This window comes from Streptomyces sp. NPDC005438 (genome assembly GCF_040606315.1).
GTDB lineage: Bacteria > Actinomycetota > Actinomycetes > Streptomycetales > Streptomycetaceae > Streptomyces.
In genome coordinates, this window is the sequence record NZ_JBEXEP010000008.1 from 219,894 (window position 1) to 243,973 (window position 24,080).

At 72.3% G+C, this 24,080-nt stretch carries 21 protein-coding genes; 9 read left to right on the plus strand and 12 right to left on the minus strand.

What is annotated here, in order from left to right; genetic code table 11:
• Positions 1-99: 99 nt before the first annotated feature.
• On the minus strand, positions 100-1,074 hold the full coding sequence (locus tag ABZT14_RS18560; protein WP_356303672.1) for an alpha/beta hydrolase: 975 nt from the start codon (positions 1,072-1,074) through the stop codon (positions 100-102).
• Between the two features lie 493 nt (positions 1,075-1,567).
• Here ABZT14_RS18560 and ABZT14_RS18565 point away from each other — a divergent pair, with 493 nt between their 5' ends.
• A complete protein-coding gene (locus tag ABZT14_RS18565; protein WP_356303675.1) occupies positions 1,568-2,176 on the plus strand; it encodes a TetR/AcrR family transcriptional regulator in 609 nt (202 codons plus the stop codon).
• Between the two features lie 329 nt (positions 2,177-2,505).
• Complete coding sequence (locus tag ABZT14_RS18570) at positions 2,506-3,468, plus strand: NAD(P)H-quinone oxidoreductase (protein WP_356303678.1); 963 nt, start codon at positions 2,506-2,508, stop codon at positions 3,466-3,468.
• Positions 3,469-3,762: 294 nt separating this feature from the next.
• Here ABZT14_RS18570 and ABZT14_RS18575 read toward each other — a convergent pair whose 3' ends face one another.
• From ABZT14_RS18575 to ABZT14_RS18585, 3 genes are all read right to left on the minus strand, one after another.
• On the minus strand, positions 3,763-5,049 hold the full coding sequence (locus tag ABZT14_RS18575; RefSeq protein WP_356303681.1) for a DUF1343 domain-containing protein: 1,287 nt from the start codon (positions 5,047-5,049) through the stop codon (positions 3,763-3,765).
• A gap of 136 nt (positions 5,050-5,185) precedes the next feature.
• On the minus strand, positions 5,186-6,034 hold the full coding sequence (locus ABZT14_RS18580) for an SAM-dependent methyltransferase (RefSeq protein WP_356303684.1): 849 nt from the start codon (positions 6,032-6,034) through the stop codon (positions 5,186-5,188).
• A gap of 245 nt (positions 6,035-6,279) precedes the next feature.
• The gene (locus tag ABZT14_RS18585) at positions 6,280-6,690 is read right to left on the minus strand and encodes a hypothetical protein (RefSeq protein ID WP_356303687.1); all 411 of its coding nucleotides are present in this window, start codon (positions 6,688-6,690) and stop codon (positions 6,280-6,282) included.
• Between the two features lie 989 nt (positions 6,691-7,679).
• Between ABZT14_RS18585 and ABZT14_RS18590 the strand changes: the two genes are divergently transcribed.
• A complete protein-coding gene (locus ABZT14_RS18590; protein ID WP_356303690.1) occupies positions 7,680-7,826 on the plus strand; it encodes a hypothetical protein in 147 nt (48 codons plus the stop codon).
• Between the two features lie 183 nt (positions 7,827-8,009).
• Here the strand turns inward: ABZT14_RS18590 and ABZT14_RS18595 are convergent, their stop codons facing one another.
• The 3 genes from ABZT14_RS18595 to ABZT14_RS18605 are packed head-to-tail and all read right to left on the minus strand — an operon-like array spanning position 8,010 to position 10,275.
• On the minus strand, positions 8,010-9,086 hold the full coding sequence (locus ABZT14_RS18595; protein ID WP_356303693.1) for a methyltransferase domain-containing protein: 1,077 nt from the start codon (positions 9,084-9,086) through the stop codon (positions 8,010-8,012).
• Positions 9,083-10,036 carry an MvdC/MvdD family ATP grasp protein gene (locus tag ABZT14_RS18600; protein ID WP_356303696.1) on the minus strand — a complete coding sequence of 318 codons (954 nt, stop codon included), beginning with the start codon at positions 10,034-10,036 and terminating at the stop codon, positions 9,083-9,085. The genes ABZT14_RS18595 and ABZT14_RS18600 overlap by 4 nt, the downstream gene beginning before the upstream one ends.
• Positions 10,037-10,053: 17 nt before the next feature.
• Positions 10,054-10,275, minus strand: coding sequence for a hypothetical protein (locus tag ABZT14_RS18605; protein ID WP_356303700.1), 222 nt, complete (start codon positions 10,273-10,275; stop codon positions 10,054-10,056).
• 748 nt (positions 10,276-11,023) lie between these two features.
• Between ABZT14_RS18605 and ABZT14_RS18610 the strand changes: the two genes are divergently transcribed.
• Genes ABZT14_RS18610 through ABZT14_RS18620 form a run of 3 tightly spaced genes read left to right on the plus strand, consistent with a single transcriptional unit; the run spans position 11,024 to position 13,025 of the window.
• Positions 11,024-11,689 (plus strand): glycosyltransferase family 2 protein, encoded by a 666-nt coding sequence (locus tag ABZT14_RS18610; RefSeq protein WP_356303703.1) that lies wholly within the window; start codon positions 11,024-11,026, stop codon positions 11,687-11,689.
• Positions 11,686-12,366 carry a DUF2064 domain-containing protein gene (locus tag ABZT14_RS18615; RefSeq protein ID WP_356303706.1) on the plus strand — a complete coding sequence of 227 codons (681 nt, stop codon included), beginning with the start codon at positions 11,686-11,688 and terminating at the stop codon, positions 12,364-12,366. The genes ABZT14_RS18610 and ABZT14_RS18615 overlap by 4 nt, the downstream gene beginning before the upstream one ends.
• A complete protein-coding gene (locus ABZT14_RS18620; protein WP_356303709.1) occupies positions 12,366-13,025 on the plus strand; it encodes a class I SAM-dependent methyltransferase in 660 nt (219 codons plus the stop codon). Before ABZT14_RS18615 ends, ABZT14_RS18620 begins: the two co-directional genes overlap by 1 nt.
• 180 nt (positions 13,026-13,205) lie before the next feature.
• Here ABZT14_RS18620 and ABZT14_RS18625 read toward each other — a convergent pair whose 3' ends face one another.
• Positions 13,206-14,594, minus strand: a complete 1,389-nt coding sequence (locus tag ABZT14_RS18625; protein ID WP_356303712.1) for a hypothetical protein — start codon at positions 14,592-14,594, stop codon at positions 13,206-13,208.
• Positions 14,595-14,659: 65 nt separating this feature from the next.
• Positions 14,660-16,099, minus strand: a complete 1,440-nt coding sequence (locus ABZT14_RS18630) for a lipase maturation factor family protein (protein ID WP_356303715.1) — start codon at positions 16,097-16,099, stop codon at positions 14,660-14,662.
• Between the two features lie 125 nt (positions 16,100-16,224).
• On the opposite strand from ABZT14_RS18630, the gene ABZT14_RS18635 reads away from it, so the two are divergent.
• Both ABZT14_RS18635 and ABZT14_RS18640 read left to right on the plus strand, forming a co-directional pair.
• A complete protein-coding gene (locus ABZT14_RS18635) occupies positions 16,225-17,217 on the plus strand; it encodes an alpha/beta fold hydrolase (RefSeq protein ID WP_356303718.1) in 993 nt (330 codons plus the stop codon).
• Positions 17,218-17,344: 127 nt separating this feature from the next.
• Complete coding sequence (locus ABZT14_RS18640) at positions 17,345-18,019, plus strand: response regulator transcription factor (RefSeq protein ID WP_356303721.1); 675 nt, start codon at positions 17,345-17,347, stop codon at positions 18,017-18,019.
• A gap of 267 nt (positions 18,020-18,286) precedes the next feature.
• Here the strand turns inward: ABZT14_RS18640 and ABZT14_RS18645 are convergent, their stop codons facing one another.
• Positions 18,287-19,516, minus strand: coding sequence for an FAD-dependent monooxygenase (locus ABZT14_RS18645; RefSeq protein ID WP_356303724.1), 1,230 nt, complete (start codon positions 19,514-19,516; stop codon positions 18,287-18,289).
• Positions 19,517-19,693: 177 nt separating this feature from the next.
• On the opposite strand from ABZT14_RS18645, the gene ABZT14_RS18650 reads away from it, so the two are divergent.
• Positions 19,694-20,212: a MarR family winged helix-turn-helix transcriptional regulator gene (locus ABZT14_RS18650; protein WP_356303727.1), complete on the plus strand. Its 519-nt coding sequence runs from the start codon at positions 19,694-19,696 to the stop codon at positions 20,210-20,212.
• Between the two features lie 1,023 nt (positions 20,213-21,235).
• Here the strand turns inward: ABZT14_RS18650 and ABZT14_RS18655 are convergent.
• Together ABZT14_RS18655 and ABZT14_RS18660 are read right to left on the minus strand one after the other, a co-directional pair.
• Complete coding sequence (locus ABZT14_RS18655) at positions 21,236-22,573, minus strand: carboxyl transferase domain-containing protein (RefSeq protein ID WP_356303730.1); 1,338 nt, start codon at positions 22,571-22,573, stop codon at positions 21,236-21,238.
• Positions 22,570-24,030, minus strand: coding sequence for an acyl-CoA synthetase (locus ABZT14_RS18660; protein WP_356303733.1), 1,461 nt, complete (start codon positions 24,028-24,030; stop codon positions 22,570-22,572). Before ABZT14_RS18660 ends, ABZT14_RS18655 begins: the two co-directional genes overlap by 4 nt.
• Between the last annotated feature and the right edge of the window lie 50 nt (positions 24,031-24,080).

A 24,080-nucleotide genomic window follows, 5' to 3' on the forward strand; every position in this document is an offset into this window, starting at 1 on the left:
CTTACATGACCCTAGCCGGCAATGTAAGCACCGTCAACACTGCGGTGGGGGGCGACGTGACCCCGTCCGCGTCCCGGCGAACCGGGGGCGGGGTGCCGCTCAGGTGTCGTGCAGGGCCGACCTCAGGGTGTCGATGGCGAGGGTGCGGGCGGCGTGCGCGGCGCGGGTGTCGCGAAGGCTGTCCAGGAGGAGGAAGTCGTGGACCATGCCGGCCACGCGGACGGAGGTGACGTCCACCCCGGCTTCCCGCAGTCGGTCGGCGTACCGCTCGCCCTCGTCGCGCAGCACGTCGGCCTCGTCGGTGACCACCAACGTGGTGGGCAGCCCCCGGAGTTGCTCCAGGGAGGCCTGGAGCGGGGAGGCGTACACCTCGGCACGCTGGGCGGGGTCGGTGGTGTAGGCGTCCCAGAACCACTTCATGCCCTCGCGGGTGAGGTAGTAGCCCTCGGCGAACCGGTGGTAGGAGGGGGTGTCGAAGTCGGCGTTGGTCACCGGGTAGAGCAGCACCTGGGCCCGGAGGTCGACGCCGCCGCGTTCCTTGTTCATCAGCGCGAACACCGTCGACATGCACCCGCCGACCGACTCCCCGGTGACGGCGACCCGGGTGGTGTCCAGGCCGTGTTCCGCGCCGTGTTCCAGGAGCCACTGGCCCACGGCGTAGTTCTGTTCCACCTGGGTCGGGTACCGCGCCTCCGGCGCCCGGTCGTAGACGGGGAAGACCCCCGCCGCGCCCGCGCCGACGGTGAGTTCGCGGAAGAGGCGGTCGTGGGTCCTGTCGTCGCCGAAGACCCAGCCGGCGCCGTGGATGTAGAAGACCACGGGCAGAGGGCCGCTCGCGCCCTTGGGTCGGATGACGCGGGTACGGACCGTGCCCCAGCGGCCCGCGTCCACCTCGACCCACTCCTCATCGACCTCCGGGCGGGGCACGCTGGTGTCGCTCTGGAGGTCGAGCAGGATCTCGCGGCCCCGCTCCGGGGGGACCTCGTAGATCCGGGGGTGGGGGTCGGTCGCCTCGGCCAGGTCCCGCGCGGCGGGTTCGAGGTGGGGCCGGTCAAGTTCCGTCGTGTCCGTCATGTTCGCTCCGAGTGCTGAGGTGTGCCCCCTGCCCGATGTGCGGCCAAAGGGGGCGAAGGGGTTGATACGTCTCCTCCTCATCGTGGTGCCCGAGCCGCAGGGCGCAACCTCTGCCGGGGGCTCCCCTGGCTGGGGCCGGACTTCGCCACGGAAGGCCGTCCGGGGGTGCGCCCCGGACGGCGCCGGCCCCGTACGTACGTGGGGCCACCTCGCGTCGGGCGCACGCCCACCGTCGTACGCGGCCCCTCGGCGGGGTGGCCCCTCGGCGCCGGCCCCCTGTGGGGGGCGGGGTGGGGTTGCCGTGGCCGCCGGTGGGTCGCCGGGGATGCGCGGAGCCACCCGGGGTCGCCCGGCGTGGGGGCGAGCCGCTGGTCACCCGGGCCGGCCGCCCCGCTGGCCGGTTCGAAGTGATCGCCTAGGATGTGTGCGCCGCTCACATCGGCCGGAGGGCGTCGGGGAAGGCGAGCGGTACACACGTGGGAGGGTGGGGCCCGTGGCGCGAACGAGTGCGTACCACCACGGTGATCTACGCGCCGCGTGCCTGCGCGCCGCGCGCGAGCTGCTGGAGGAGGACGGCAGCGCCGCGCTGTCGATGCGGGCTGTCGCCCGGCGCGCCGGTGTGTCTCCGACCGCGCCCTACCGGCACTTCCCGGACCGACGCACACTGGTCTCCGCGGTCGCCGCCGAGGGGTACCGCGAACTCGCGGGACACCTGGCCGCCGCCCATCCCTCGCCGTCGACCCCCGGCGAACTCGCGGCGGTCGCCGTGGCCTACGTCCGCTTCGCTCTGGATCACCCGGCGCTGTTCCGGGCGATGTTCGCCGAGGCCTGCGACCCGGAGAGCGAGGAGCGGGTCAGCGCGACCGAGGTCCTCGCGGACTACGTCCGCGACGTCATCCGCCGCGCCTTCCCCGGTGCCGACCCCGAGGCGCTGTGGACTCCCGTGTGGGCCCTCGTCCACGGCCTGGCCTTCCTCCACCTGGACGGCAAGCTCGACGCCTCCACCCCCGACGTCGTCGCGGCCCAGGTGCGTGCCGCCGTCCTCGCCCTGCTCGCCGAGTCCCCGGCGCTGTCGCGGGGGTCCGACGCGGGAGGCCGATAGTCCGCGCGGGCCTCGTCGGCCCGGTGTGAGGCCGTTTCCCGCGTGGTGGCGGACGGTCTGACGTGTGCGCCAACTCGGCCGCGCCGGCGGTGAGTCGGGGTCCCCGTAGGTCCTGATGGTCGGGGTCGGCGCCGGACTGGGCGATGTTGACACCGTACACATCCCTCCCTAATGTGAGCGGTGCACACATTCACCTCTCGGGCATTTCGCCGCCTCCCGTCCAGACGTCTCCTCCCCGGTGGGAGCACACGGACCTCGCCGGGCCCTCACCCGGCGCGACGGCCCCTCGCGACGCCCGAACCCCACTTCCACCCAGCGAGCGGAGCACCATGAAAGCGGTAACGATCAGGGAAGCCGGTGGACCCGAGGTCCTGGAGTGGACCGAGGTCGAGGACCCCACGCCCGGCGCCGGTGAAGTCGTCGTCGACGTGGTGGCCAGCGCACTCAACCGGGCCGACGTCATGCAACGGATGGGCCTGTATCCCGTACCGGAGGGGGCGTCCCCCTACCCGGGACTGGAGGTGTCGGGCCGCGTCAGCGCCCTCGGCGCGGGGGTCTCCGGCTGGCGGGTGGGCGACGAGGTCTGCGCGCTGCTCACCGGAGGGGGCTACGCGCAGAAGGTCGCCGTACCCGCCGGGCAACTGCTGCCGATCCCGGCCGGGATCGGCCTGGCCGAGGCGGCCGTCCTGCCCGAGGCGGTGGCGACGGTGTGGTCCAACATCGGCATGACCGCGCGACTGCGCGAGGGCGAGACCCTGCTCGTCCACGGCGGGGTCGGAGGTGTGGGCAGTATGGCCGTCCAGATCGCCAAGGCGCTCAACGCCCGGGTCGTCACCACCGTGGGGAGCCCCGAGAAGGCCGCCCGGGCACGGGAGTTGGGCGCTGACCTCACCGTCAACCACCGGACGCGGGACTTCACCGAGTACGGCCCCTACGACGTGATCCTCGACGTGGTGGGCGGCCAGTACCTCGAACGCAACATCCGCTCCCTGGCCACCGACGGCCGCCTGGTCGTCATCGGCCTACAGAACGGACTGGAGGGCAACCTCAACCTCGCCGAACTGGTCTTCAGGCGCCTGTCGGTACACGGCACCACCCTGCGCACCCGGTCCACCACGGAGAAGGCCGCGATCGTGGCCGCGTCGCGGGAACACGTCTGGCCGATGATCGAGAACGGGAGTGTGAGGCTCGTCATCGACCGGACCCTCCCCATGGCCGAGGCCGCCGAGGCGCACCGGCTCCTGGAGGCGGGCCAGCACGTCGGCAAGATCCTGCTGGTCAACGAGGAGTGAACGTCGGGAGCGCGGCAGGGGCCCGTCCGGCGTGCGGCCTGACGGGCGACGCCCCGCCGGACGGTGGGCGGCACCACGGGAGGGCCTTCGCTCGCGAGGACCGGGGCGTCGTACTGCCCTGACCCCGGGCAGGGGACCGGCGTACGCGGGGCGGGGTCGCTGACCCGGCGACTTGCCGCGAGGTGACGGCACGTTCGTTGGAACGGCGGTCGGCCGTGGAGGTCGGCGGTCGACCGCGCGGGAGTGTGGGTGCCGCCGTGGGCCCGTGGGCCGTGGCGGCACCCACACCGCCGGTCAGTACAGCAGGTACTTACGGCGCTTACGGTCGAAGTCGCGCACCTCGCCCTTCCAGGCGCCGGTCACCGCGTCCAGGTCCTTGCCGTCGTCGATCATCTTCCGCAGCCGGGGGGAGCCGGACAGCTTGTCGATCCAGAACGGGCGCTTCTCGTCGAAGTCGTCCTCCCGCCAGGCGAACTTCTCGTACTTGCGGGCCTCGATCAGCATGGCCACGGCGGTGGGTACCGGCTCGAAGCGGCGTACGTCGGTGACCTGGATCTGCACCCCGGTGCAGGTCTCGCCCTCGTACTTGCTGAAACTGGGCGCGAAGTAGCCCTCGCGGAACCGCACGCCGGGCAGGTCGTAGGCGTTCAGCCGGTCGCTGTAGCGGTAGTCGAGGTAGGGCGCCCCGATGAACTCGAAGGGGCGGGTGGTGCCGCGTCCCTCGGAGAGGTTGGTGCCCTCGAAGTAGCCGGTGCCGGCGTAGACCGAGGCGGAGTCGGCGGTGGGCATGTTGGGGGAAGGCGGCACCCAGGGGAGGTCGTTGTCCTGGGCGAAGGAGTTCGGGTCCCAGCCGCGTACCCGCACCACCTCCAGGTCGACCTTGCCGCCCTTGCCCTCCTTGGGGAGCAGCTCGCCGTTGTAGTAGCGGGCCAGCTCACCCACGGTCATCCCGTGCTGCTGGATGATCGGCTTGAGGCCCACCCCGGAGGTGAACTCCTCGGTCATCATCGGGCCGTCCACCCGTCGACCGATGGGGTTGGGGCGGTCCAGGACCACAAAGGAGGCGCCGATGGAGCGGGCGGCGACCATGGCCTCGTACAGCGTCCAGATGTACGTGTAGAAGCGGACGCCGACGTCCTGCACGTCGAAGACGATGGTGTCCGCGCCGGCCTTGGTGAACAGCTCGGCCATCTTCTTCGCGTCCGCGCCGTAGGCGTCGTACACGGTCAGGCCGGTGCGCGGGTCCTCGCTCTCCGGCTCGGACTCGCCCGCCTGGGCGCTGCCTCTGAACCCGTGCTCGGGGCCGAACACCCCGACCACGTTGAGCTTCTTGTCGGCGGCCATGGAGTCGACGGTGTGGCTGAGATCACGCAGCACACCGGTGGGCGCGCTGACCACGCCGACCTTGCGGTCGCGCAGCAGCCGCCAGCCCTGCGCCGCCGCCAGTTCGGCACCAGTGGTGACCTTCCGGCCGGGGCGGTGGGGCCGGGCGGTGGCACTGCTGGCGGTCAGCAGCGGAGCGGCCAGTGCCGCGCTGGTGCCGCCGATCAGAAGTGAGCGGCGAGAGGGTGCGCTGGTCATCGAGGGACGTCCTTCCCCTGTCGTTGGTGCTGGTGGCGCAACCTATACGACAAGGCCATGGCCTGCCCAGAGCCGACGCTGAACGCCAGTGGTGCGCGCAATGGCGGAGTGGCCCCCGCCACCTCGCGCCCGCGGGTCACCGCCGCTTGATCGCCACACCCGCCCACTGGGCCACCGCGGCGTCGTCCGCCGAGGCGTCACCGCCGCCGATGGTGCTCACCGAGGAGGTCTCGGGCCGCCAGCGGTGGGGCACCTCGATACCCGGCTCGATCAGCTCCAGGTCGTGGAAGAGGGCGCGCAGCTCCTCCTTGCTACGGGCCTGGGCCCCGGTGCCGCTGCTCTGGTACACCCGCGCGACCTGCCCCATAGCCTCGGAGTCGAAGTCGCCGGTGCCGTGGGAGAGCACCAGCGCGGAGCCGGGGACCAGGGCGTCCGTCAGCCGGCGCAGGATGCCCCCCGGGTCACGGTCGTCGGGTACGAAGTGCAGCAGCGCGAGCACGCTGAGGGCCACCGGCCGGTCGAGGTCCAGGGTGGCGCGCAGGTCGTCCGAGTCGAGGATGGCCTCGGGCTCGGTGAAGTCGGCGTGCAGGTAGGAGGTGCGCCCCTCGGGGGAACCCACCATCAGGGCGCGGGCGTGCGCCAGCACGATGGGGTCGTTGTCCACGTACATCACCCGGGCCTCGGGTACCAGGTCCTGCACCCCCTGGTGCAGGTTGGGCTCGGTGGGTATCCCGGTGCCGATGTCCAGGAACTGGGTGATCCCGTACTCCGAGGCCAGCACCCGGCAGGCCCGCAGCATGAAGGACCGGTTCACCCGGGCGGCCAGCGGGGCCCCGGGCCACGCGGCCATCACCTGGTCGCCGGCCTCACGGTCGGCCTCGTAGTGGGTCTTGCCGCCGAGGTAGTAGTCGTAGACCCGGGCGGTGTGTGGCCGGTCCACCCTCAGGTCGAGCGAGTTCAGGTCGGGGGTGCCCTCGGTTCCCATGGGTGGTTCCTCTCCAGGTCGTACGCTCACCCGGACCGTCCCGACCACCCCCGCGAGGCCGTGTCTCCCGGTCCGGTCACGGACCCTACCCATCCGCCCAACTCCCCAGTCCTCCGGGGCCGTTGTGGCGGGCATGACGGTGCATCAGCTGTGCTCCCGGTGGGACTCGCAGACGGGCGGTGGGGAGGTCCCGCGCCGTACGGGGCCTCCCCACCGTCGCCATCGCCCGGCTCACCGAGGGTGGCTCAGTTGGTGGCCGGGTCCTGTTGCTCCCGCCCCGGGGCATCCTGCTCGTGGGTGCCGTTCAACGGGCCGTCCTGGTGCTCGGGCGCACCGCCGTGGTCGTACGGGTCGTGCCAGGGGATGCGGTCGCCTCGGGACTTGGCGATGCGGAGGAGGTCACGGAGGGCGTCCCGCAGCGGTTCGACGAGGAACAGCAACTCCTCCTCGTCCGGCTCGGGTTCGGCCAGGATCTCGTTGGCGTACTCCAGGCACTCACGCCCGTTGTCGATCTGCTCGGCCTCGACGTGGTCCGCCTTGCGGGAGACGTGTCCCCGAGTACCGCCCTCCTTGAGATAGCAGGGGCGGCCGGCGGTGTCGGTCCACGGAAGCAGCCGAAGGTTGGCGCTGACAGGCGGGCTCTGCTGGGCATCCACGCCGCTCACACCCTTCCCGCGAGAGTCTGTCGTTCGGCGCTGGATTTCCTCAGGTTCGGCAACCGGGCCAGAAGGCGGTGACGCGTGGGGGCCTCACGGCCTTTGGGTCAACTCCTTGTCCGCAGTGGGTGGGAGGCGGCCCCCTGCTGGGGTTTCCTGCCAGGGACGAGCACCCAGCAGGGGGCGACGCGTTTGCGGGTGCCGGGGAACTCCGGCACCCGCCCTTCTGCGCGGAATGCGAGATGCCCACGAGGCTGTGGCAGCCCTCCGCTCTTGAGCGCCCTGCGTTCGCAATGACTACTTTGAGGCAGCAAGAGAGGTTCGGGCCACCTCAACGACACCGACGTAGGAGTCATAGTGGCGACGCATCGTAAAAGGACGTCAATGTCGTACCGCGTAAGGGGGGTTGGGGGTTCAACCAGGCCCTGAAGGAAGCTATGGAGGGCTGCGGCTTAGGGGGCAATCGTTTGGCCAGCCGTGTGGGGGTAACCCGGCGCACGGTGGAGCGCTGGCTCTACGATGGCGCGCAGCCTCGCAACGGACTGGGTGCGGAAGTGGCGAACGTGTTGGGGGTGGAGCCCGCCATGCTGTGGTCGAGAAGGACTCGGAGAGATTCCGGGTCTGAGATCGTGGCGGAATATCCTCGCCGTAATGCCGCTCCACCTTCTGTGTGGGGGGAATTGATCGACAGGGCGAGTCAGCGCATTGTCCTGGCGGGGTACACCAACTACTTCCTGTGGCAGGAGCAGCCACGACTGGTCGAGCGACTGCAGGCCAAGGCGACTTCCGGCTGTGCCATCCGTTGTCTCCTGGGAGACCCCGAAAGCCCGGTCACCCGGGAGCGCGAGAGGCTGGAAGGCGTACCGCTGACCCTGAGTACCCGTATCTCCATCACTCTTGACGCTCTGGAGAGGTTGAAAGGGCCAAACGTCGAGGCGCGGTTCAGTGACCGGCATATCGCCTTGTCAGTGTTCACGTTCGATGACCAGATGTTGGTGACACCTCACATCGCCTCGCTGCTGGGGCACGACTCTCCCATGCTGCATATCCGACGACGGGGAGATGACGGGTTGTACGACAGGTTCTCCTCCCACGTGGCCGCCCTGTGGGAGGACTCCGAGCGTCCGGTGTGGTGAGGCGAACGTGAGGGCACCTCTCACAGAGGTGACGACGTGCTCGTTCACCGCCGGCGTTGCTTCTCCGTGCGTCGCCGGTAGGTGACCGAGGGGGACACGGTTTCGTGCGACGGATCTCGTGGGGTGGGTTCTGCCTCGTGACAGCCTGGATGGTTCGGCTGGGGCGCTTTGGTGAGACGCCATCTACTCGATGGGCAGCGTCCAGGAGGGGCCGTCCGGCCTTCGGTACCAGACTCGTTGAGTGTCCGGCGTGATGGTGATGCCGAAGTCCTCCCGGACCGGTCGCCCAGCCGGGAAGAGTGATGCCAGTTCCTCCACGGTGTCCCACAGTCGTCGGGGGCCGATCTGCCGGACCTGGCCGTTGGTGTGGGCGGTGGCTGTCGAACCGTCCTCGGTCCACAGGCCCACGCCGATCAAGACGCCGTCGTCGGACCGCCATGAGCATGAGCTGAAGCCCGGCAGGGCGAGGGAGAGCGGGAACCTCCATCGGTCGAGCACGTCCGCCACGGGTAGGGCGGTGGACTCGGGGGCCTGTCCGCGTGCCCCGCCGAAGTCCGGGCCGTTGCCGGAGACTCGTCGGGGCATGAACAGCGCGGGCATGGGGAGAAAGCGGCCCTGCGCGTGGCCCGGGGCGTGAACGGTTGTCCGCGTTACCCCGAAGCCGACGGGGGCGATGATCACGGCGTTGTCCGCTGCCTGTTCCATCAGTGCGTACGGGATGTTGCGGAGGGCGGCAGTGGCGATGACGCGTGAGTAGGGAGCGCGAGGCGGGTAGCCGAGTGCTCCGTCTCCGGTGTGGACGAAAGGGGACACTCCGAACTCGTTGAGCCTCTGGGAGGCGAGGGCCACTAGCTCCGCGTCCACGTCCACACTGGTCACGTTCTTCGCGTCGAGGCGATGCGCCAGGAGCGCGGCGTGGTAGCCGGTTCCTGTTCCCAACTCGAAGACGGTGTCGCCCGGGTTGGCGTTGAGCGCGTCGAGCATCCTCAACATGAGCCCCGGCTCGCTGGACGACGACGTGGGGATGCCGTGGGCGTCCAGTTGGGTCATGAGCGCGGTGTCGGAGTAGACGCTCCGCAGGTAGTCCCGGTCCGAGCGGGTCACGCGGTACCAGCGGCCCCGCTCGTCCTGCTGGTAGAACTCCGGGACGAAGAGGTCGCGGGGTACGGCCGCGAACGCTGGGCGCCAAGGGCTCGGGGCTCTGTCACCGATGGTGGCGGCGAACTCCTGGCGTAGGGATGTCGTCGAGTCCTGCGTCATGTCGTTCCCCGAAGGTAGTCGGCGTGCGCCGCCGCGATCGGCAGTCCTGTCCGATGCTCGACCCAGGCCCACGTGCCGGCGGGATTGCACTCGAAGAAGACCCACTCGCCGGTAGGCGTCACTGCGAAGTCGAACGCGCCGAAGGCCATACCGTATGTCGCCATGAAGCGCCGCACAGCGGCAACGACGCCGTCAGGCGCGCGGGTCGTTGCGAAGCTGAGCCCGTCGGGGTCGGTCCGCCAGTCGGTCTGAGCTTTGGCCGTGGTGGAGGTGATGGTGCATGCGAACGGTTCCCCGTCGACGACGGTCAGACGTACCTCGTACGCCTTCGGGATCGCCTCTTGGAGGTAGTGGGCGGTCAGTCGTAAGGACTCGTCGATCTCGGAAGGGTCGAGGACATGGGTCGCCACCATCAGCGGACGCTGGGTTCCTGTGTCCAACCGTCCGCCGAGAACGGGCTTACAGATGAGCGGGCCGTTGATGTCGGCCGCGAACCCTAGGGCCGCCTGCGGATCGTTGGTGATGATGCTTCGGGGCACGCGCAAGCCAGCTTGTGTGGCGTGGACGAGTTGCTGCGGCTTGTGGGATGCGAGCCGGTCCTGGTGCGGGTTGTTGAGCCAGCGCACCGGCAGCGCGGCCATCACGTTCAACAGCGCGGCGTCTGCCTGGTGCCTCGCCCAGGTGGCATAGGGCTCGGGTACGTCTTGGGGGATGACGGGAGGGCCCGGACGCCTGTAGTAGACGGACCGGACCTCTTCCAGGCGAACCGACCGGCGCCCGTTGTCGATGACGCCCCGCCATCCAGCACGATTCGCCTCATGAGACGCGGTCAGGACGACTGCCTGCGGGAACTCGCCCGAGTCGAACCGCATCACGGGGACGTGTCGTTGATTCAACTCGTCCACCACCATGTCCGCTGAGGCGTCGAGTCGTTCCGCGACCACGAGCACCGGCCGATCAGCTTCCATCAGGTGGCCGGCGCGAAGTACGGGTCGTCCACATCGTCGCCCTTGCCGTCCTGGTTGGTGTCCGTGCACGAAGCCGCCTGGGGCGCCGTGTGCCAGGGTGTGCCGTCCGATCGCACGTTGATCTGTCGGTCCGCGTCCCAGGTGACGTTCTCAACCGTGGTGTGCACCAGGGGTGGGGTGTCGGCGGCACGCGCCGCCAACGGAATCCTTGTCGTGCTCATGAGTCCTCCAAGCGTGACGCGTCGGCGGGTATCCCCGCCGACGTCCTGGTCTTGTGGTCATGGTCCGGGTGAAGGCCCGACGACGGTTCGCTGACGGGCTTGCCCCATGTCGACCAGGGGTGACCACCCACGTCCGCACCGCGTGTTCCCGCCACTGAAGGCTCACCAAGGGCGAAAGCACCTCTGACGGGGGAGCCACGCACGAACGATGACGTGGGCACTTCCGGGGCCGTACGGAGGGATTACGGTCCCACGTTCCCACCGCCCTTCGCCGCACTGTCGAGGCCTACGAGAGGCGCAACATGCCGGATGTATGCCCCTTGCCGAAGTAACGGAGGGGTTAAACAGAACGTACTCCATCAAATACCGTCAGTAGGGGGGCGGTTGAGGATCGCAACGGTGGGAGGTGCGGGGCGAGACCACTGTGGTGTCGGCACCACCGATGGGACGCCTCGTCAGCCGAACGGCACGGACGCGGAGAAGGAGTGACTTCGGACCACGCTGGCCCCGAGGGAGAGGGGTCGCACGCCCGCATTTGTTGGGGCCGTGCCCGATCACCTGGCTCTCGTCGCGGTGCCGGCGGTGCCGGCGTGCCCCATGTCCTGCTCGTCGCAGTACTGACCAGTGGCGGTGGTTGGCGGGAGAGAGGGCCACCGGCCGTACCGCTCGGGTGGCGGGAGTGGCTGACTCCGCTTTTCGTAGAGGGAGGAAGCCGGAAACGTGACCCCTGCCTTGGTGAGGTGCCCAGGTGTACGACTTCCGAGCCGCGCGAGGGGACATCGTGCTGCCCTGCCTGGACGAGGCGGAGGCACTGCCCTGGGTGTTGGGGCGGGTGCCCGACGGATGGCGTGCCGTGGTGGTGGACAACGGGTCCACGGACGGGTCGGCGGAGCTGGCCCGGGGGCTGGGGGCGACGGTGGTGACCGAGGAACGGCGGGGGTTCGGCGCGGCCTGCCACGCCGGACTGCTGGCCGCGACCGCCGAGCTGGTCGCCTTCTGTGACTGTGACGCCTCCCTGGACCCCGGGGAGGTGCCCCGTATCGCCCGACCGGTGGAGGAGGGGGAGGCGGACCTGGTGCTGGCCCGCAGGCGCCCCACGGCCCGGGGGGCCTGGCCGGTGCACGCCCGGGTGGGGAACCTGGCGCTGGCCCGGATGCTGCGCCGGCGTACCGGGGTGCGGCTGAGGGACCTGGGGCCACTGCGGGTGGCCCGCCGTCAGGAGCTGCTGGAACTGGGGCTCACCGACCGCCGGAGCGGTTACCCCCTCCAGATGGTGGTGCGGGCGGCGGACGCCGGCTGGCGCGTCCGGGAGGAGGAGGTCGACTACCGGCCACGGAGCGGGGTGTCCAAGGTGACCGGTACCTGGCGGGGCACCTGGCACGCGGTGACCGACATGAGGGCGGTGTTGCGATGAACGCCCGGATGAACGCCGCGATGAACGCTGGGATGAGTGCCTCCGTACCGGAGCTGACGATGCTGGTGCTCGCCAAGGAGCCGGTACCCGGCCGGGCGAAGACCCGGCTCACCCCGCCGTACACCCCCGGGCAGGCGGCCCGGCTGGCGGAGGCGGCGCTCACCGACACCCTGCGGACCGTGGCCCGACTGCCGGTCAGCCGCAGGGTGTTGGCGCTCAGCGGTGAGCCCGGGCCCTGGCTGCCGGAGGGTTTCGAGGTGTTCCCGCAGTGCGACGGCGGGTTGGACGTACGGATCGCCCACGCCTTCACCCTCTGCCAGGGGCCCACCCTGCTGGTCGGTATGGACACCCCGCAGCTGACCGCCCGCCACCTGGAGCCCGCGCTGGGCGGGGACTGGCACGGTCGCGCCTGGATGGGGATGGCCGAGGACGGCGGCTTCTGGGTGCTGGGGCTGCCGGAGCCGGGCCGGGCACCCGAACTGGTGCCGGGGGTACCGATGTCCTCCGGGGTCACCGGACGGGAGCAGCGGCGCCGGCTGTGTCGGGCCGGCCTGCGGGTGGGGGCCCTGCCGGTACTGCGCGACATGGACACCGCACGGGACGCGGACCGGATCGCCGAGGTGGCCTCCGGGGAGTTCGCCGCCGTGCACGCGACGCTCAGACCGGTGGGGGCCTGATGGCCGCCCCGACCGAGACGCACTGGTGTTCCGGGCCCTACGCCCGGGCCCTGCGCGCCGGTCGGGGCCCGTTGTTCCTGCGGCACCCCGACGGACTGCTGATCCCGCTGGAGGTGGAGCGCTGGTGTGCGGCGGCGGACGTGGCCGACCACACGGTGCTGCGCCACTGCGTGGGCGCGGTGCTGGACATCGGTTGCGGGCCCGGCCGGATCACCACCGCGCTGACCGAGATGGGCAACCCGGTGCTGGGCATCGACACCTCCCCGGAGGCGGTGGTCCGTACCCGCAGCACCGGGGGTACGGCGCTGCGGCGCTCGGTCTTCGAACCGCTGCCCGCCGAGGGGCGCTGGGGCAGCGCCCTGCTGCTGGACGGCAACATCGGGATCGGCGGTGACCCGGCCGCCCTGCTGGAACGGGTACGCCAACTCCTGGTGGAACAGGGCCTGTTGATGGTGGAGACCTCCCGCGAGGAGGTGGAGGAGCGGCTACGGGTCCGGGTCGACGACGGCGAGGGACGGCAGGGGCCCACCTTCCCCTGGGCGCGGGTGGGCCCCTCGGCCCTGCGGCGCTGCGCCGGGACGCGGCGGTGGCGGGTGCGGGCGGAGTGGGCTGTACGAGGGCGGCGGTTCACGGCTCTGGAGGCGCGGGGGCGGGGCTGACCGCTCACCCCGGGGGTGTGTCGTTCGGATCGTGGGAGAGCGGTGAGCGCGTTCTGGTGTCGTGCGCTGGAAGACCTGGAAGACCTGGCAGCCAGAGCCGGGCGGAGGAGGACTCCGACGCGGAGGCCGGCGGCGGCGACGTCCCGTGACCACGCAGCGAGCCAGACGCCGGGCACCGGCTCACCAGCCGGTCACCAGCAGGTGGTTGACCGTCAGCGCGGTCACCGCCTGGAGCGCCAGCCACCAGCGTGCCGCCCGGTCGGGCAGCAGCGCGCAGGCCGGCAGCAGCCACAGGGAGAAGGGCAGCCAGATGCGTTCGGTCTCGGCCTTGCTCATCCCCGACAGGTCGGCCACCAGCACGGTCAGCACGGCGGCGGTCACCAGCACCACCAGGGCGGAGGTACCGCGCAGGGGCCCGCGCCCCCACTCCCGTACGGCGGCCGGGAGCCGCGCCAGACCCCGGCGGAGCCCGGCGAGGGTGGCCAGCCCGACCACGGCCAGCTGAACGGCCAGGTTGGCCCACACGAAGTAGCCGTACGAGCGGACGCCGGCCGCTCCGTCGTAGTACCGCTCCACCAGGGCCCGGTAGCCCTCACCCCACCAGAAGCCGCCCAGGGTGAAGGCCACCACCCAGCAGGCCAGGCCCAGCAGCACCCAGGGAACGGGCCAGAGGCGCCGGGTGGCCAGCAGTACCGCCAGGGCCAGCAGGGCGAACAGGGCCAGCCCGTACGACAGGTAGCACATCCAGCCCCAGACCAGCCCCGCCCCGAGGGCGGTCAGCCGGGGGTGGCGTACTCCGCCGCGCAGCGCCAGGGCCAGCAGGGCCAGGCCCCAGGCGGCGACCGCCGCGAAGTAGCCGTCCGCCGACACCCCCATCCACACCACCCAGGGCGCCAGCACCACGAACGGGGCGGCGGTGCGCGCCAGCCGCTCCCCGGCCAGCGCCCGCAGGGTCACCAGTACGGCGACCACCGCCGAGGAGCCCAGCAGCAGGCACCAGCCCGCCGCCCAGCCGCCCCCGGAAAGCCCGATCCGGTCCAGCCCGACGAAGGTCAGCAGCGCGCCCGGGGGGTGGCCGGAGACGTGGGCGGGCCAGCTGTCCGGGGCGCCCTTGGGGATCCGGTCCACGAAGCCGGAGAGGAAGCCGCCCAGGGAGTGCACCTCGTCCACCGCGTTGAGGTACTCGTAGCGGGTGGTCAGCCGGCGGGTGACCCCGCGTTCCCAGCCGTCCACCAGGGCCAGCGAGCCGCTCCACGCCAGGGAGGCGGCCCAGCCGCCGTACAGCAGCCCGCGCCAGGGCAGCGAGCGGGCCAGCCGGGGCCCGTAGACCAGGGCGAGTCCGGCGCAGGCCAGGGCCAGCGGGGTGCCGGGACCGGTGTGGGGGAGCCAGTAGCCGTACAGCGGGGGCCAGCGCAGCCGTACCTGGTCCTCGCCCTCGCGCAGGGACCGGCCCTCCACCACGGCCAGGGTGAACAGGCCCACCCCCAGGACGGCCAGGGCCAGGTCCCACAGCAGGGCGCGGCGGGCGTGCCGTTCGGCGGCGGGAGGGTCGGGGCGGGAGGCGCTCACCGGCCACACCGTAGGGCCCCGGGCCGGCCGGGTCGGGGAGCGTCGGGAGTGTCCCGGGGGCGCGTTCAGTCCTGGCCGGGACCGGTCGGCGGCAGGTGGACCCGCACCAGGGTGCGGTCCCACCAGGTGCCGCGCTCGCGCCGTTCGGCCCGGGTGGTGAAGCGGTACCGGTACAGCAGGGCCCGCACCCGCGCCGGCGGGGCGTCGGGGAAGGGGTTGACCCGCAGCAGGCGCAGGGTGTCCGGGTCACCGGCCAGCAGCCGCCGCACCAGCGCCGGGAACCAGCCGCTCCCGTACGCGGGGGAGAGCGCGGCGAACCACATCAGCCAGTCCAGCCGCAGGTGGTAGGGGGCGAACTGGCGTGGCCGGCGGGCCGGATCACCCGGCTTGCCCCGGAACTCGTACTCCCGCCAGACGGTGTCCTCGCCCGGCTCGGGGTCGTCGGTGCCCTCGATCACGATCTCCCGGCGCACCCGGGTCACGCTGCCGAAGGCCCCGTAGCTGTTGACCAGGCGCAGGGCGTCGAAGGAGCGGTTCATCCGCTGCCGGGGGCTCAGCAGGTTGCGCACCGGGCGGTAGCTGAGGACCAGCACGGTCGCGGTCAGCCCGTACACCAGCAGGGCGAACCAGTCCGGGGTGGGCGGGTGGGCCCGGTCGCCGGCCCAGGCGGAGGTGTCCAGGGCGGTGAACGCCAGGAGCAGGGTCAGCCAGTTCAGCCAGGCGAAGTTGCCCGAGGCCACCAGCCACAGCTGGGTGACGATCATGATCCCGGCGGCCACCGAGGCGACCGGCTGAGGCAGGAACAGGGCCGGCGGCACCAGGAGTTGAGCCACATGGTTGCCCAGTACCTCCGCCCGGTGCAGCGGTGCCGGCAGCCGGTGGAAGTACCAGCTCAGCGGGCCCGGCATCGGCTGCGTCTCGTGGTGGTAGTACAGGCAGGTCAGCTCCCGCCAACACCGGTCACCGCGCCACTTGATCAGCCCGGCGCCGAACTCCACCCGGAACAGCAACCACCACAGCAGCCACAGCACCAGCACCGGGGGAGCGGTGTCCGCGTTGCCCAGGAAGACGGCCAGGAACCCGGCCTCCAGCAACAGCGACTCCCACCCGAAGGCGTACCAGACCTGCCCCACGTTGACGATCGACAGGTACAGCGCCCACAGCAGCAGCCACCCCGCCATCGACACCCCCAGCGGCACCCGGTCCCCGCCCCCCAGCAGCAGGCCCAGCGACACCACCAGCCCGACCCCGCACACGGCGGCGAACGCGCGGTCCGAGTAGTGCCAGTGGAACAGGCTGGGGGCCCGGGCGAACCGCACCCCACGGACGAACTCCGGCACCGGCAGCATCCCGCGCGTCCCCAGCAGGGCCCGGAACTGCGTCCGGGCGCACCAGAACGCCACCAGGTAGAGCGCGGCCAGCCCCCGCTGGAACACCATCCGGGCCGCCTCCGCCCCGGGTGCCGAGAACCATCCGGCCGTCAACCCCTGCGCGCACCACTCCATGGGGCATCCGTACCATTCACTGGCACGGGCCGGCCGGGAACCCCGCGCCGCCGCGTACCGGAACGCCAGCCGCTCGCCCGACACCGCGCGGTCGGCACAGCTCCCCCCACGCCGGAAGGTGTCGTATGCCCCTGACCGACATGCCCCTGGAACAGCTGCGCGACTACCAGCCCAAACTGGACGAGCCCAGGGACTTCGACGCCTTCTGGCAGCGAACCCTGGACACCTCCCGCGCGCAGGCCGAGGAGCCCGCCCGCTACCGGCGACTGGACCAGTCACCGCTGCGCACCGTCGAGGTCTACGACGTGCGCTTCCCCGGCTGGGCCGGGCAACCCGTCGCCGGCTGGCTGCTGCTGCCCCGGGGAGCGAAGGGGCCCCTGCCGGCCGTGGTGCAGTACATCGGTTACGGCGGCGGACGGGGCCTGCACCTGGAACGGCTGCTGTGGAGCGCCGCCGGCTACGCCCACCTGGTCGTCGACAGCCGGGGGCAGGGCCACGACACCCCCGACCCCGACCCGGTACCCGGCACCCACAACGTCCACGGCTACCTCACCCGGGGCATCGACGACCCCGAGCACCACTACTACCGCCGTCTGATGGCCGACTGCGTACGGGCCGTGGAGGCCCTGCGGGAACACCCGGCCGTCGACCCCGGCCGGGTCTCGGTGGTCGGCAACAGCCAGGGCGGGGGACTGGCCCTGGCCGTCACCGCCCTCGCCGGGGACGCGGTCAGCGCCGCCATGGTCGACGTGCCGTTCCTGTGCCACATCCGCCGGGGCGCCGACCTGGCGACCGGAGGGCCGTACCCGGAGATCGCGGAGTACCTCGGTTCCCACACCCGCACCGACCCCGACCCGGTCTTCGAGACCCTGGACTACTTCGACGGCGTCCACTTCGCCCGTCGGGCCACCGCCCCCGCCCTGTTCAGCGTCGGACTGATGGACCCGGTCTGCCCGCCCTCGACCGTGTACGCCGCCTACAACCACTACCGGGGCCCCAAGGACATGCGGGTCTGGCGCTTCGGCGACCACGAGGGCGGCGCCCAGGCCCAGAGCGAGGAACAGCTCGCCTGGCTGCGCGGCCTCGGCCTCGCCCCCGAGGGCCTCGACCACGGCTGAGCCCTCCGCCGTACGGAGGTCGGCGCGGCCACCGCCGCGGCGTCCCTCCGGTGGGCCGAGGGGCGGACCCTGCGGGTAGATTCACCGACGGCGCACCGCCCGTGCCCGGACCACAGAAGGGGTGGCGATGAGTATCCGCGTACTGCTGGTGGACGACGACCCGCTGGTACGCGCGGGGCTCCGGCTGATGCTGGGCGGGGCGGAGGACATGGAGGTCGTCGGCGAGGCGGCCGACGGACACGAGGTGCCCGCGCTCGTCGACCGCTGTCGGCCCGGTGTGGTGCTGATGGACATCCGTATGCCCGGCGTCGACGGACTGGCCGCCACCGAGCGGCTCCGGGCTCGCGCCGACCCGCCCGAGGTGCTGATGCTCACCACCTTCCACGCCGACGAGCAGGTGCTGCGCGCCCTGCGGGCGGGCGCCGCCGGCTTCCTGCTGAAGGACACCCCGCCCGGCCAGATCGTGCAGGCGGTACGGGCGGTGGCGGCCGGGGAGCCGGCCCTGTCGCCGGTGATCGCCCAGAAGCTGATCGCCCATGTCGCCGACTCCGGTCGGGACCTGCGGCGCAAGCGGGCCCGGGAACGCCTGGAGCAGTTGGCCGAACGGGAGTTGGAGGTCGCCCTCGCGGTCGGCCGGGGCCACTCCAACGCCCAGATCTCCGCCGAGCTGTACATGGGCGTCCCCACGGTGAAGACCCATGTGTCGCGCATCCTGGCCAAGTTGGGGCTCAACAACCGGGTGCAGATCGCCCTGCTGGCCCATGACGCGGGGCTGTTGGAGGACGAGGAGCTGGGCGACTGACCCGGTCCCGGCACCCGGGTGTGCCGGCCACGCCCCTCGGCGCCGAATGGTTGTCAGGAGCCGGACCGGGCGGGCGCCCCCCCCGGGGCTCCTGTCGGGTCGGTGCCCCCGGGGGTGGGTGAGGCGCCCGGCCCTCTCGACTACCCGGGTCGCCCCGGGTAGTCGCTCGTGGGGTCCCACCGCTCCGCCCCCGCTGTGTGGAGGGGCCACCGGTGGGGCGCGGCCCGGAGGGGGCTCGCTCCCCGAGGCGCTTCGCGCGGGCCGGCCTCAGACCGCCACCGGATAGTCCGGGAGTGTCAGGGACGAGTGGGCCGCCCGTCCTTCGACGGCTCCCGCCGTCGCCGTCTCCTTCTCCATCGCCCCCGGGTCGCGCAGCAGCGCGTTGCGGGCGTCCAGTTGCGCGCGGGTCGTGGGGGTGACGACGGTGCCGCCGCTGGTGGCCAGGGCCTGGTTGCGTTCGGCGAAGGGGCGCGTACGGCGCTCGTAGGCCGCGAAGGCCTCGGTGTGGTCCGGGTGCGCGGCGAGTTCTCCGGCCAGGACGTACGCGCCGACGAGCGCGACGCTCGATCCCTGGCCGGAGAGGAAGGACGTGGCGTGTGCGGCGTCGCCCGCCAGCGCGACACGGCCCCGGGACCAGGTGGGCAGGTGGATCTGGCTCACGATGTCGAAGAACAGGTCGTCGGCCTCCCGCATCGCCGACACCAGCCGGGGTACCTGCCAGACCCGCTCGGGGAACCGCGAGGCGACCAGGTCGCGTTGGGCGCGCGGGTCGCGGAACGCGTCGAGGGGCGGGGTGTCACGGACGAAGGTGAGGAACCCGTGGACGGGCTCGGAGGGTTCGTAGGCGTACAGCACGGCCGCGCGTCCCGGCTCGTTCCAGATGAACGCCTCGTGGGAGAGCCCGAGTTCGTTCGGCAGGGTGAAGCCCGCGAAGACGTGCCCGAGGTAGCGGTGGAAGGGCTCCTCGGGGCCGAAGCGCAGTCGGCGCGTGTTCGAGTGCAGCCCGTCCGCACCGATCACGAGGTCGACGGTGCGGCGGATGCCGCTCTCCAGGACGACGTGTACGGCGTCTCCGTCGTCGTCCAGCGAGGCGATCGAGTCGTCGAAGAGGAACTCGACCCGGTCCCGTAGCGGTGCGTGGAGGGCGTCGGCCAGGTCGCCGCGTCGGACTTCGAGGTCCTGTCCGCTCTCCCCGCCGGACATCTGCTCGGGCCGCACCGCGCCGACGGTGTCCCCGGCCGCGTCGAGGAAGGTGATCCGCCGGGTGTCCACGTGTGCCTCGCGCAGCCTGGGCAGCAGACCCATGCGGTCCACGACCGCCCGTGCCGTGCCGCGGATGTCGATCGCGTAGCCGCCACCGCGTACGGCGGGGGCCTTCTCGACGACGGTCACCTCGAAGCCGTACCGGTCGAGCCAGTACGCGAGTGTGGGGCCGGCGATGCTCGCCCCGGAGATCAGTACGCGACGGTTGGTGGGCCTGGACGTCCTGTGCGTCATGGGAATGGCACCTTTCCACCGGGCGGGCCCGGCATGGAGTCGGTACGTCGCACGCCCCGGAGGACGGCAAAGATACGTACCTTAGGTATCCTTTATGAGGCCGTACGGCACCCCTGGTGCCGTGGCTACGCTCCGAACGATATAGATACCTAACTCAGGTATGCAAATGGAGGTGCCATGAGCCCCGAGTCCCCCGGGGAACCCGCGCCCGACCTCTCCTCCGAGGACCTGCTCGCGATCCTGCCCCGGCTCACGCGACTCAGCTCCGCGCTCAACAAGGGCCGCCTCGTCGACCGCGCCGCCCAGGCGGCCGACCCCTCCCTCGACCGCCCCGCCGTGGGCGTGCTCGTGACCCTGCTGGCCGCCGGCGAACCCCTCCGCATCGGGGGGATCGCCGAACGTATGCAGGTGGTGGGCCCCCACATCACCCGCCAGGTGCAGGCCCTGGAAAGGCGCCACCTCGTGCGACGCGTCGACGACCCCCACGACCGCCGGGCCCGCCCCATCGAGCTGACGGAGACCGGCGACCAGACGGCCCGCCGCTACGTGGCCTCCCTCCTGGGCTGGTTCGCCGAGGTCCTCGACGGCTGGCCCCAGGGCGACCGCGACGACCTCCTCCGTCTCCTCGCCCGCTTCGCCGACGACGCGACGGCACGGTTGGCGCGGCTGGAGCAACCCGGGAACGGCGAGGACTGAACGCCCCCTGGGGCGCGCCTTCCTGGCGCGAGCGGGGGCGAACCGCCGTGCGAGGTGACGTGCCCGTGGGTGCGGGCGCCCCCTCCACCTGACCCGCTGTCCGGGCTGCGCCCGTGAGGACGGCCCCCTGCCGTCCGTCGACCAGGTCGCAGGGAGTCCGGCAGAACGTTCTCTGTCTCGTCGGCAGGTTCCTCGGCCCGGCCCCGCTGGTCGTCGTAGCCGGGCCGGCCCGGGGGGCCGTCGGGCGGTTGGGGGAGGGGTGGTCAACTCAATGCAGTCGGTGGCCACTTCGGTCAGCCAGGCGCGGGCGGTGCGGGGCCGTGACAGTTCGCGCTTGGGCGCCTCGCCCACGAGTCCTCTGCCCGTGTGGGTGGGCGGTGACCGCCCGGGACGGTCGACGTACGCCGATCGGCAAGCTCGGGGTGGCTGCCCAGGCGGGCGACGGTGACCGTCCCCGCCCGCCCCGAAGAGGTCGGGCTCGGATGTCCGCGTCGGAAGCGGCGCTACGCCGGGTTGCCCGGACGTACGGGCGTCTGTCCACGGGGCTCGCCGTAGTGGTCGGTGGGGTCGCGGACCCGCCGGCTAGCCCCCTGAGGGCTCGGACCACCACCGGTCGCGTACTCGCTCTCGGGGCGGTTCCTGGCAGCCTTCCTGGGCGTCGCCGGTGTTCGTCGGCCGTGCTGCTGCCCGTGTTCCCGGTCCGTGTTCGTGACTGTGGTGCCGGTTTGCCCGGAGGGGTGGGCGCCTGGTCAACGGCTCGTCGTGGTGGTCGAGGTGGCCGCATGGCGCCGGGTGTCATGGGTGGCCCGACCACCGGTCGCGGACCCGCCGAGGGGTCAGCTTCTGGCCGCCTTCCCGGGGTGTCGCCGAGGTTCGTGAACGTGTTCCCGACCCGCCCTCGTGACCTGTGGCGTCGGGACGGGGGATCGGTCGGCCGGGATGTGGGCCGGCCGGCCCCGCTCGGGGCTCGCCCACGCCCCGCCCGGCCGCTTCTCGGGGCCTGCGCCCCGGCGGGGCTGGGGCTCAGCCGGGGGTCACCACGCCCTGGGCCACGCCCAGTTCCACCAGGTCCTGGGGGCGCAGCCGTAGCCGGTCGGCGGTCTCGCGCAGTCGGCCGGGGTCCAGTTTCAGGATGGCGCCGGCCGCCTCCGGGGCGATCACCGAGAAGTAGCTGTCCGGGGTGGCCCACAGCCGGCCCGGTGCGCAGAGGGCCAGGGCCCCGCCGGAGCCGCCCTCGCCGACCAGCAGGCTGGTCATCGGTACCTCGGCGGAAGCCATCGCCTCGAAGCACTCGGCCAGCGCGGCCCCGGCCCCCTCGCGTTCCGCGCGGGCGTCGTTGGCCGCCCCCGGGGTGTCCACCAGGGTGAGTACCGGTACGCCCAACCGGTCGGCCAGCCGTACCAGTCGGGCGGCGCAGCGGTAGCCGGCCGGTCTGGTCGCGGTACCGCACTGGGCGGCGAACGCCACGGTGGCGCCGTTCCGTTCACCGAAGCCGCAGCGCATACCCGCGTCCACCCCGCCCGAGCGGTCGCCGTGGATCTCCTCGCGCCGGTCGAAGTAGTCCTCCAGGTAGGCCAGGGCGCCCGGACGCCGGGGGGAACGGGCCCGGGTCACCGCCTCCCAGCCGTCCTCGGGCGGGCCGAGGTCGGCGCCGGACAGGGCGCGCGGCGGTTCGGGGGCACTCTCCGAGGGGCGGGTGAGCAGCCGCAGCCAGCGGCCGAGAGCCTCGGGCAACTCCCGGTCCGGCAGTACCGCGTCGACCTGCCCGGCCGCCCACTGCCCCTCCGCCGAGTACGCCACCGGGTCGGCGTCGGCCGGCCGTACCCGTGACCCGGCGAACCCCACCTGGGCGCCCGAGAGGGCGAGGACCACGTCCGCTCCCGCGCCCAGGGTGGCCCAGCCGCCACCGGTGGTGGGGTCCCGTAGCACGGCCAGCTGGGGCAGTCCGGCGCGGCGGGTGCGCGCCGACTCCCGTGCCACCAGCTGGAGTTGGGACAGTGCCCGGGTGCCCTCCTGCATCCGGCTGCCGCCGGTGGCCAGCAGGGACACCACCGGCAGCCGGTGCCGCCGCGCCACCTGGTGCGCCGCCTCGATCCGTGCCCCGGTGCGTTCGCCCAGCGATCCGCCGAGGTAGCCGAACTCGAAGGACAGCAGCACCACCGGTACGCCGCCCACCCGTCCACGGCCGCAGACCACCGACTCCGGTTCCCCGGTGCGTTCCTCGGCCCGGGCCCGCTGGTCGTCGTAGCCGGGCCAGCCCAGGGGGCCGTCGGGCGGCTGGGGAAGGTGAGGGGCGGTCAAGCCGGTGAAGTCGGTGGCGACTTCGGCCAGCCAGGCGCGGGCGGTGCGGCGTGGGTTCACGACAGTTCCCGCTTGAGTACCTTGCCCATGTCGTTGCGGGGCAGCCCCTCGCGCAGCCGTACCCGGCGCGGCCTCTTGTGCGGGGCCAGTTCCCTGGCCACGTGGTCGGCCAACTCCTCCTGGCCGGGCGGCTGTCCGGGATCCCGGGGCACGATCCAGGCCACGATCCGCTCGCCCAGGTCCTCGTCCGGTTCGCCGGTCACCGCCGCCTCGGCCACCTCGGGGTGGTCCAGCAGGACGTTCTCGATCTCTCCGGCGCCGATCTTGTAGCCGCCGCTCTTGATCAGGTCGGTGGACTTGCGTCCCACCAGCCGGAGTTGCCCGTCCTCGTCCCGGACCCCCATGTCGCCGGTGCGGAACCAGTCGCCGTCGAAGGAGGAGGCGGTGGTCTCCGGGCGGTTGAGGTAGCCGGTGAACAGCTGGTTGCCGCGCACCTGCACCTCGCCGACGGTCCGGCCGTCCCAGGAGTCGATGACCGAGCCGTCCTCCTCCACCAGCCGGATCTCCACCCCGTCCAGGGGGGTGCCCACCGTGCCGGGGCGGTGCGGGCCCGAGAGCCGGACGCTGGTGTTCATCAGCGTCTCGGTCATCCCGTACCGCTCGATCACCCACTGCCCGGTCGCCCGCTGGATGCGCTGGTGCACCGGTCGGGGCAGGGCGGCCGACCCGGACACCAGCAGGCGTGCCCGGCGCAGTGCCTCGGCCACCCCCGGTTCCTCGTCCGCCGCCTCGGCCAGCCGGTGGTACATGGTCGGCACCCCGAACAGCATGGTCCCGCCGGCCGACAGGGCCTCGGCGACCGCGGCGGGGGAGAAGCGGCCCAGGTGCCACACCCGGGACCCGTGCCGCAGTGGGCCGAGGATGCCCAGTACCAGCCCGTGCACATGGAACAGCGGTAGGGCGTGCACCAGTTGGTCCTGGTCGGTCCAGCCCCAGGCCACCGCCAGCGCGTCCAGACAGTTGGCCACGGCACGGCGCGGCAGCAGCACCCCCTTGGGCGGGCCGGTGGTGCCGGAGGTGTAGACGATCAGGGCCGCCGCCTCGGCCGGATGCTCCGGTACGGGGCCCGCCGGTTCGCCCCCGGGATCGGCCTCGGAATCAACGGTGACCGTGACCCGGGGCAGCGCGGCCAGCCCCTCGGGCAGTTCGTCCCCCTCGGCGGCCAGCACCAGGGAGGGCGCGCTGTCGGCGACGATGTGCTCCAACTCCCGTGCGCCCACCCGGGGGTTGACCGGAACCGCCGGTACCCCGGCCACCAGGCAGGCCACCACCGCCAGCGCCGTCTCCAGGGTGGGGGTGGCCCAGACCGCCACCCGCTCCGCCCCCCGCAGACGGGCGGCCAGCCCACCGGCGGCCGAGGCCAACTGGCCGTGGGTCAGCCGGCGTTCACCGAAGCGCAGTGCCTCGGTGGAGGCGGCGGGATGGCCGGGGGCCAGGGAGGGGATCAGCTCGGACACCGTACGCACTCCTTGCCGTCGAGGATGCGCACAGCCTCTCATCACCCGGC

Excerpts from the sequence above, each read along its gene's own strand:
- ABZT14_RS18630 (WP_356303715.1), bottom strand. The coding sequence starts at position 16,099 with ATGGAGTGGTGCGCGCAGGGGTTGACGGCCGGATGGTTCTCGGCACCC.
- ABZT14_RS18635 (WP_356303718.1), top strand. The coding sequence starts at position 16,225 with ATGCCCCTGACCGACATGCCCCTGGAACAGCTGCGCGACTACCAGCCC.
- ABZT14_RS18615 (WP_356303706.1), top strand. The coding sequence starts at position 11,686 with ATGAACGCCCGGATGAACGCCGCGATGAACGCTGGGATGAGTGCCTCC.
- ABZT14_RS18575 (WP_356303681.1), bottom strand. The coding sequence starts at position 5,049 with ATGACCAGCGCACCCTCTCGCCGCTCACTTCTGATCGGCGGCACCAGC.
- ABZT14_RS18560 (WP_356303672.1), bottom strand. The coding sequence starts at position 1,074 with ATGACGGACACGACGGAACTTGACCGGCCCCACCTCGAACCCGCCGCG.
- ABZT14_RS18640 (WP_356303721.1), top strand. The coding sequence starts at position 17,345 with ATGAGTATCCGCGTACTGCTGGTGGACGACGACCCGCTGGTACGCGCG.
- ABZT14_RS18590 (WP_356303690.1), top strand. The coding sequence starts at position 7,680 with ATGTTGGTGACACCTCACATCGCCTCGCTGCTGGGGCACGACTCTCCC.
- ABZT14_RS18650 (WP_356303727.1), top strand. The coding sequence starts at position 19,694 with ATGAGCCCCGAGTCCCCCGGGGAACCCGCGCCCGACCTCTCCTCCGAG.
- ABZT14_RS18580 (WP_356303684.1), bottom strand. The coding sequence starts at position 6,034 with ATGGGAACCGAGGGCACCCCCGACCTGAACTCGCTCGACCTGAGGGTG.
- ABZT14_RS18570 (WP_356303678.1), top strand. The coding sequence starts at position 2,506 with ATGAAAGCGGTAACGATCAGGGAAGCCGGTGGACCCGAGGTCCTGGAG.
- ABZT14_RS18605 (WP_356303700.1), bottom strand. The coding sequence starts at position 10,275 with ATGAGCACGACAAGGATTCCGTTGGCGGCGCGTGCCGCCGACACCCCA.
- ABZT14_RS18620 (WP_356303709.1), top strand. The coding sequence starts at position 12,366 with ATGGCCGCCCCGACCGAGACGCACTGGTGTTCCGGGCCCTACGCCCGG.
- ABZT14_RS18645 (WP_356303724.1), bottom strand. The coding sequence starts at position 19,516 with ATGACGCACAGGACGTCCAGGCCCACCAACCGTCGCGTACTGATCTCC.
- ABZT14_RS18595 (WP_356303693.1), bottom strand. The coding sequence starts at position 9,086 with ATGACGCAGGACTCGACGACATCCCTACGCCAGGAGTTCGCCGCCACC.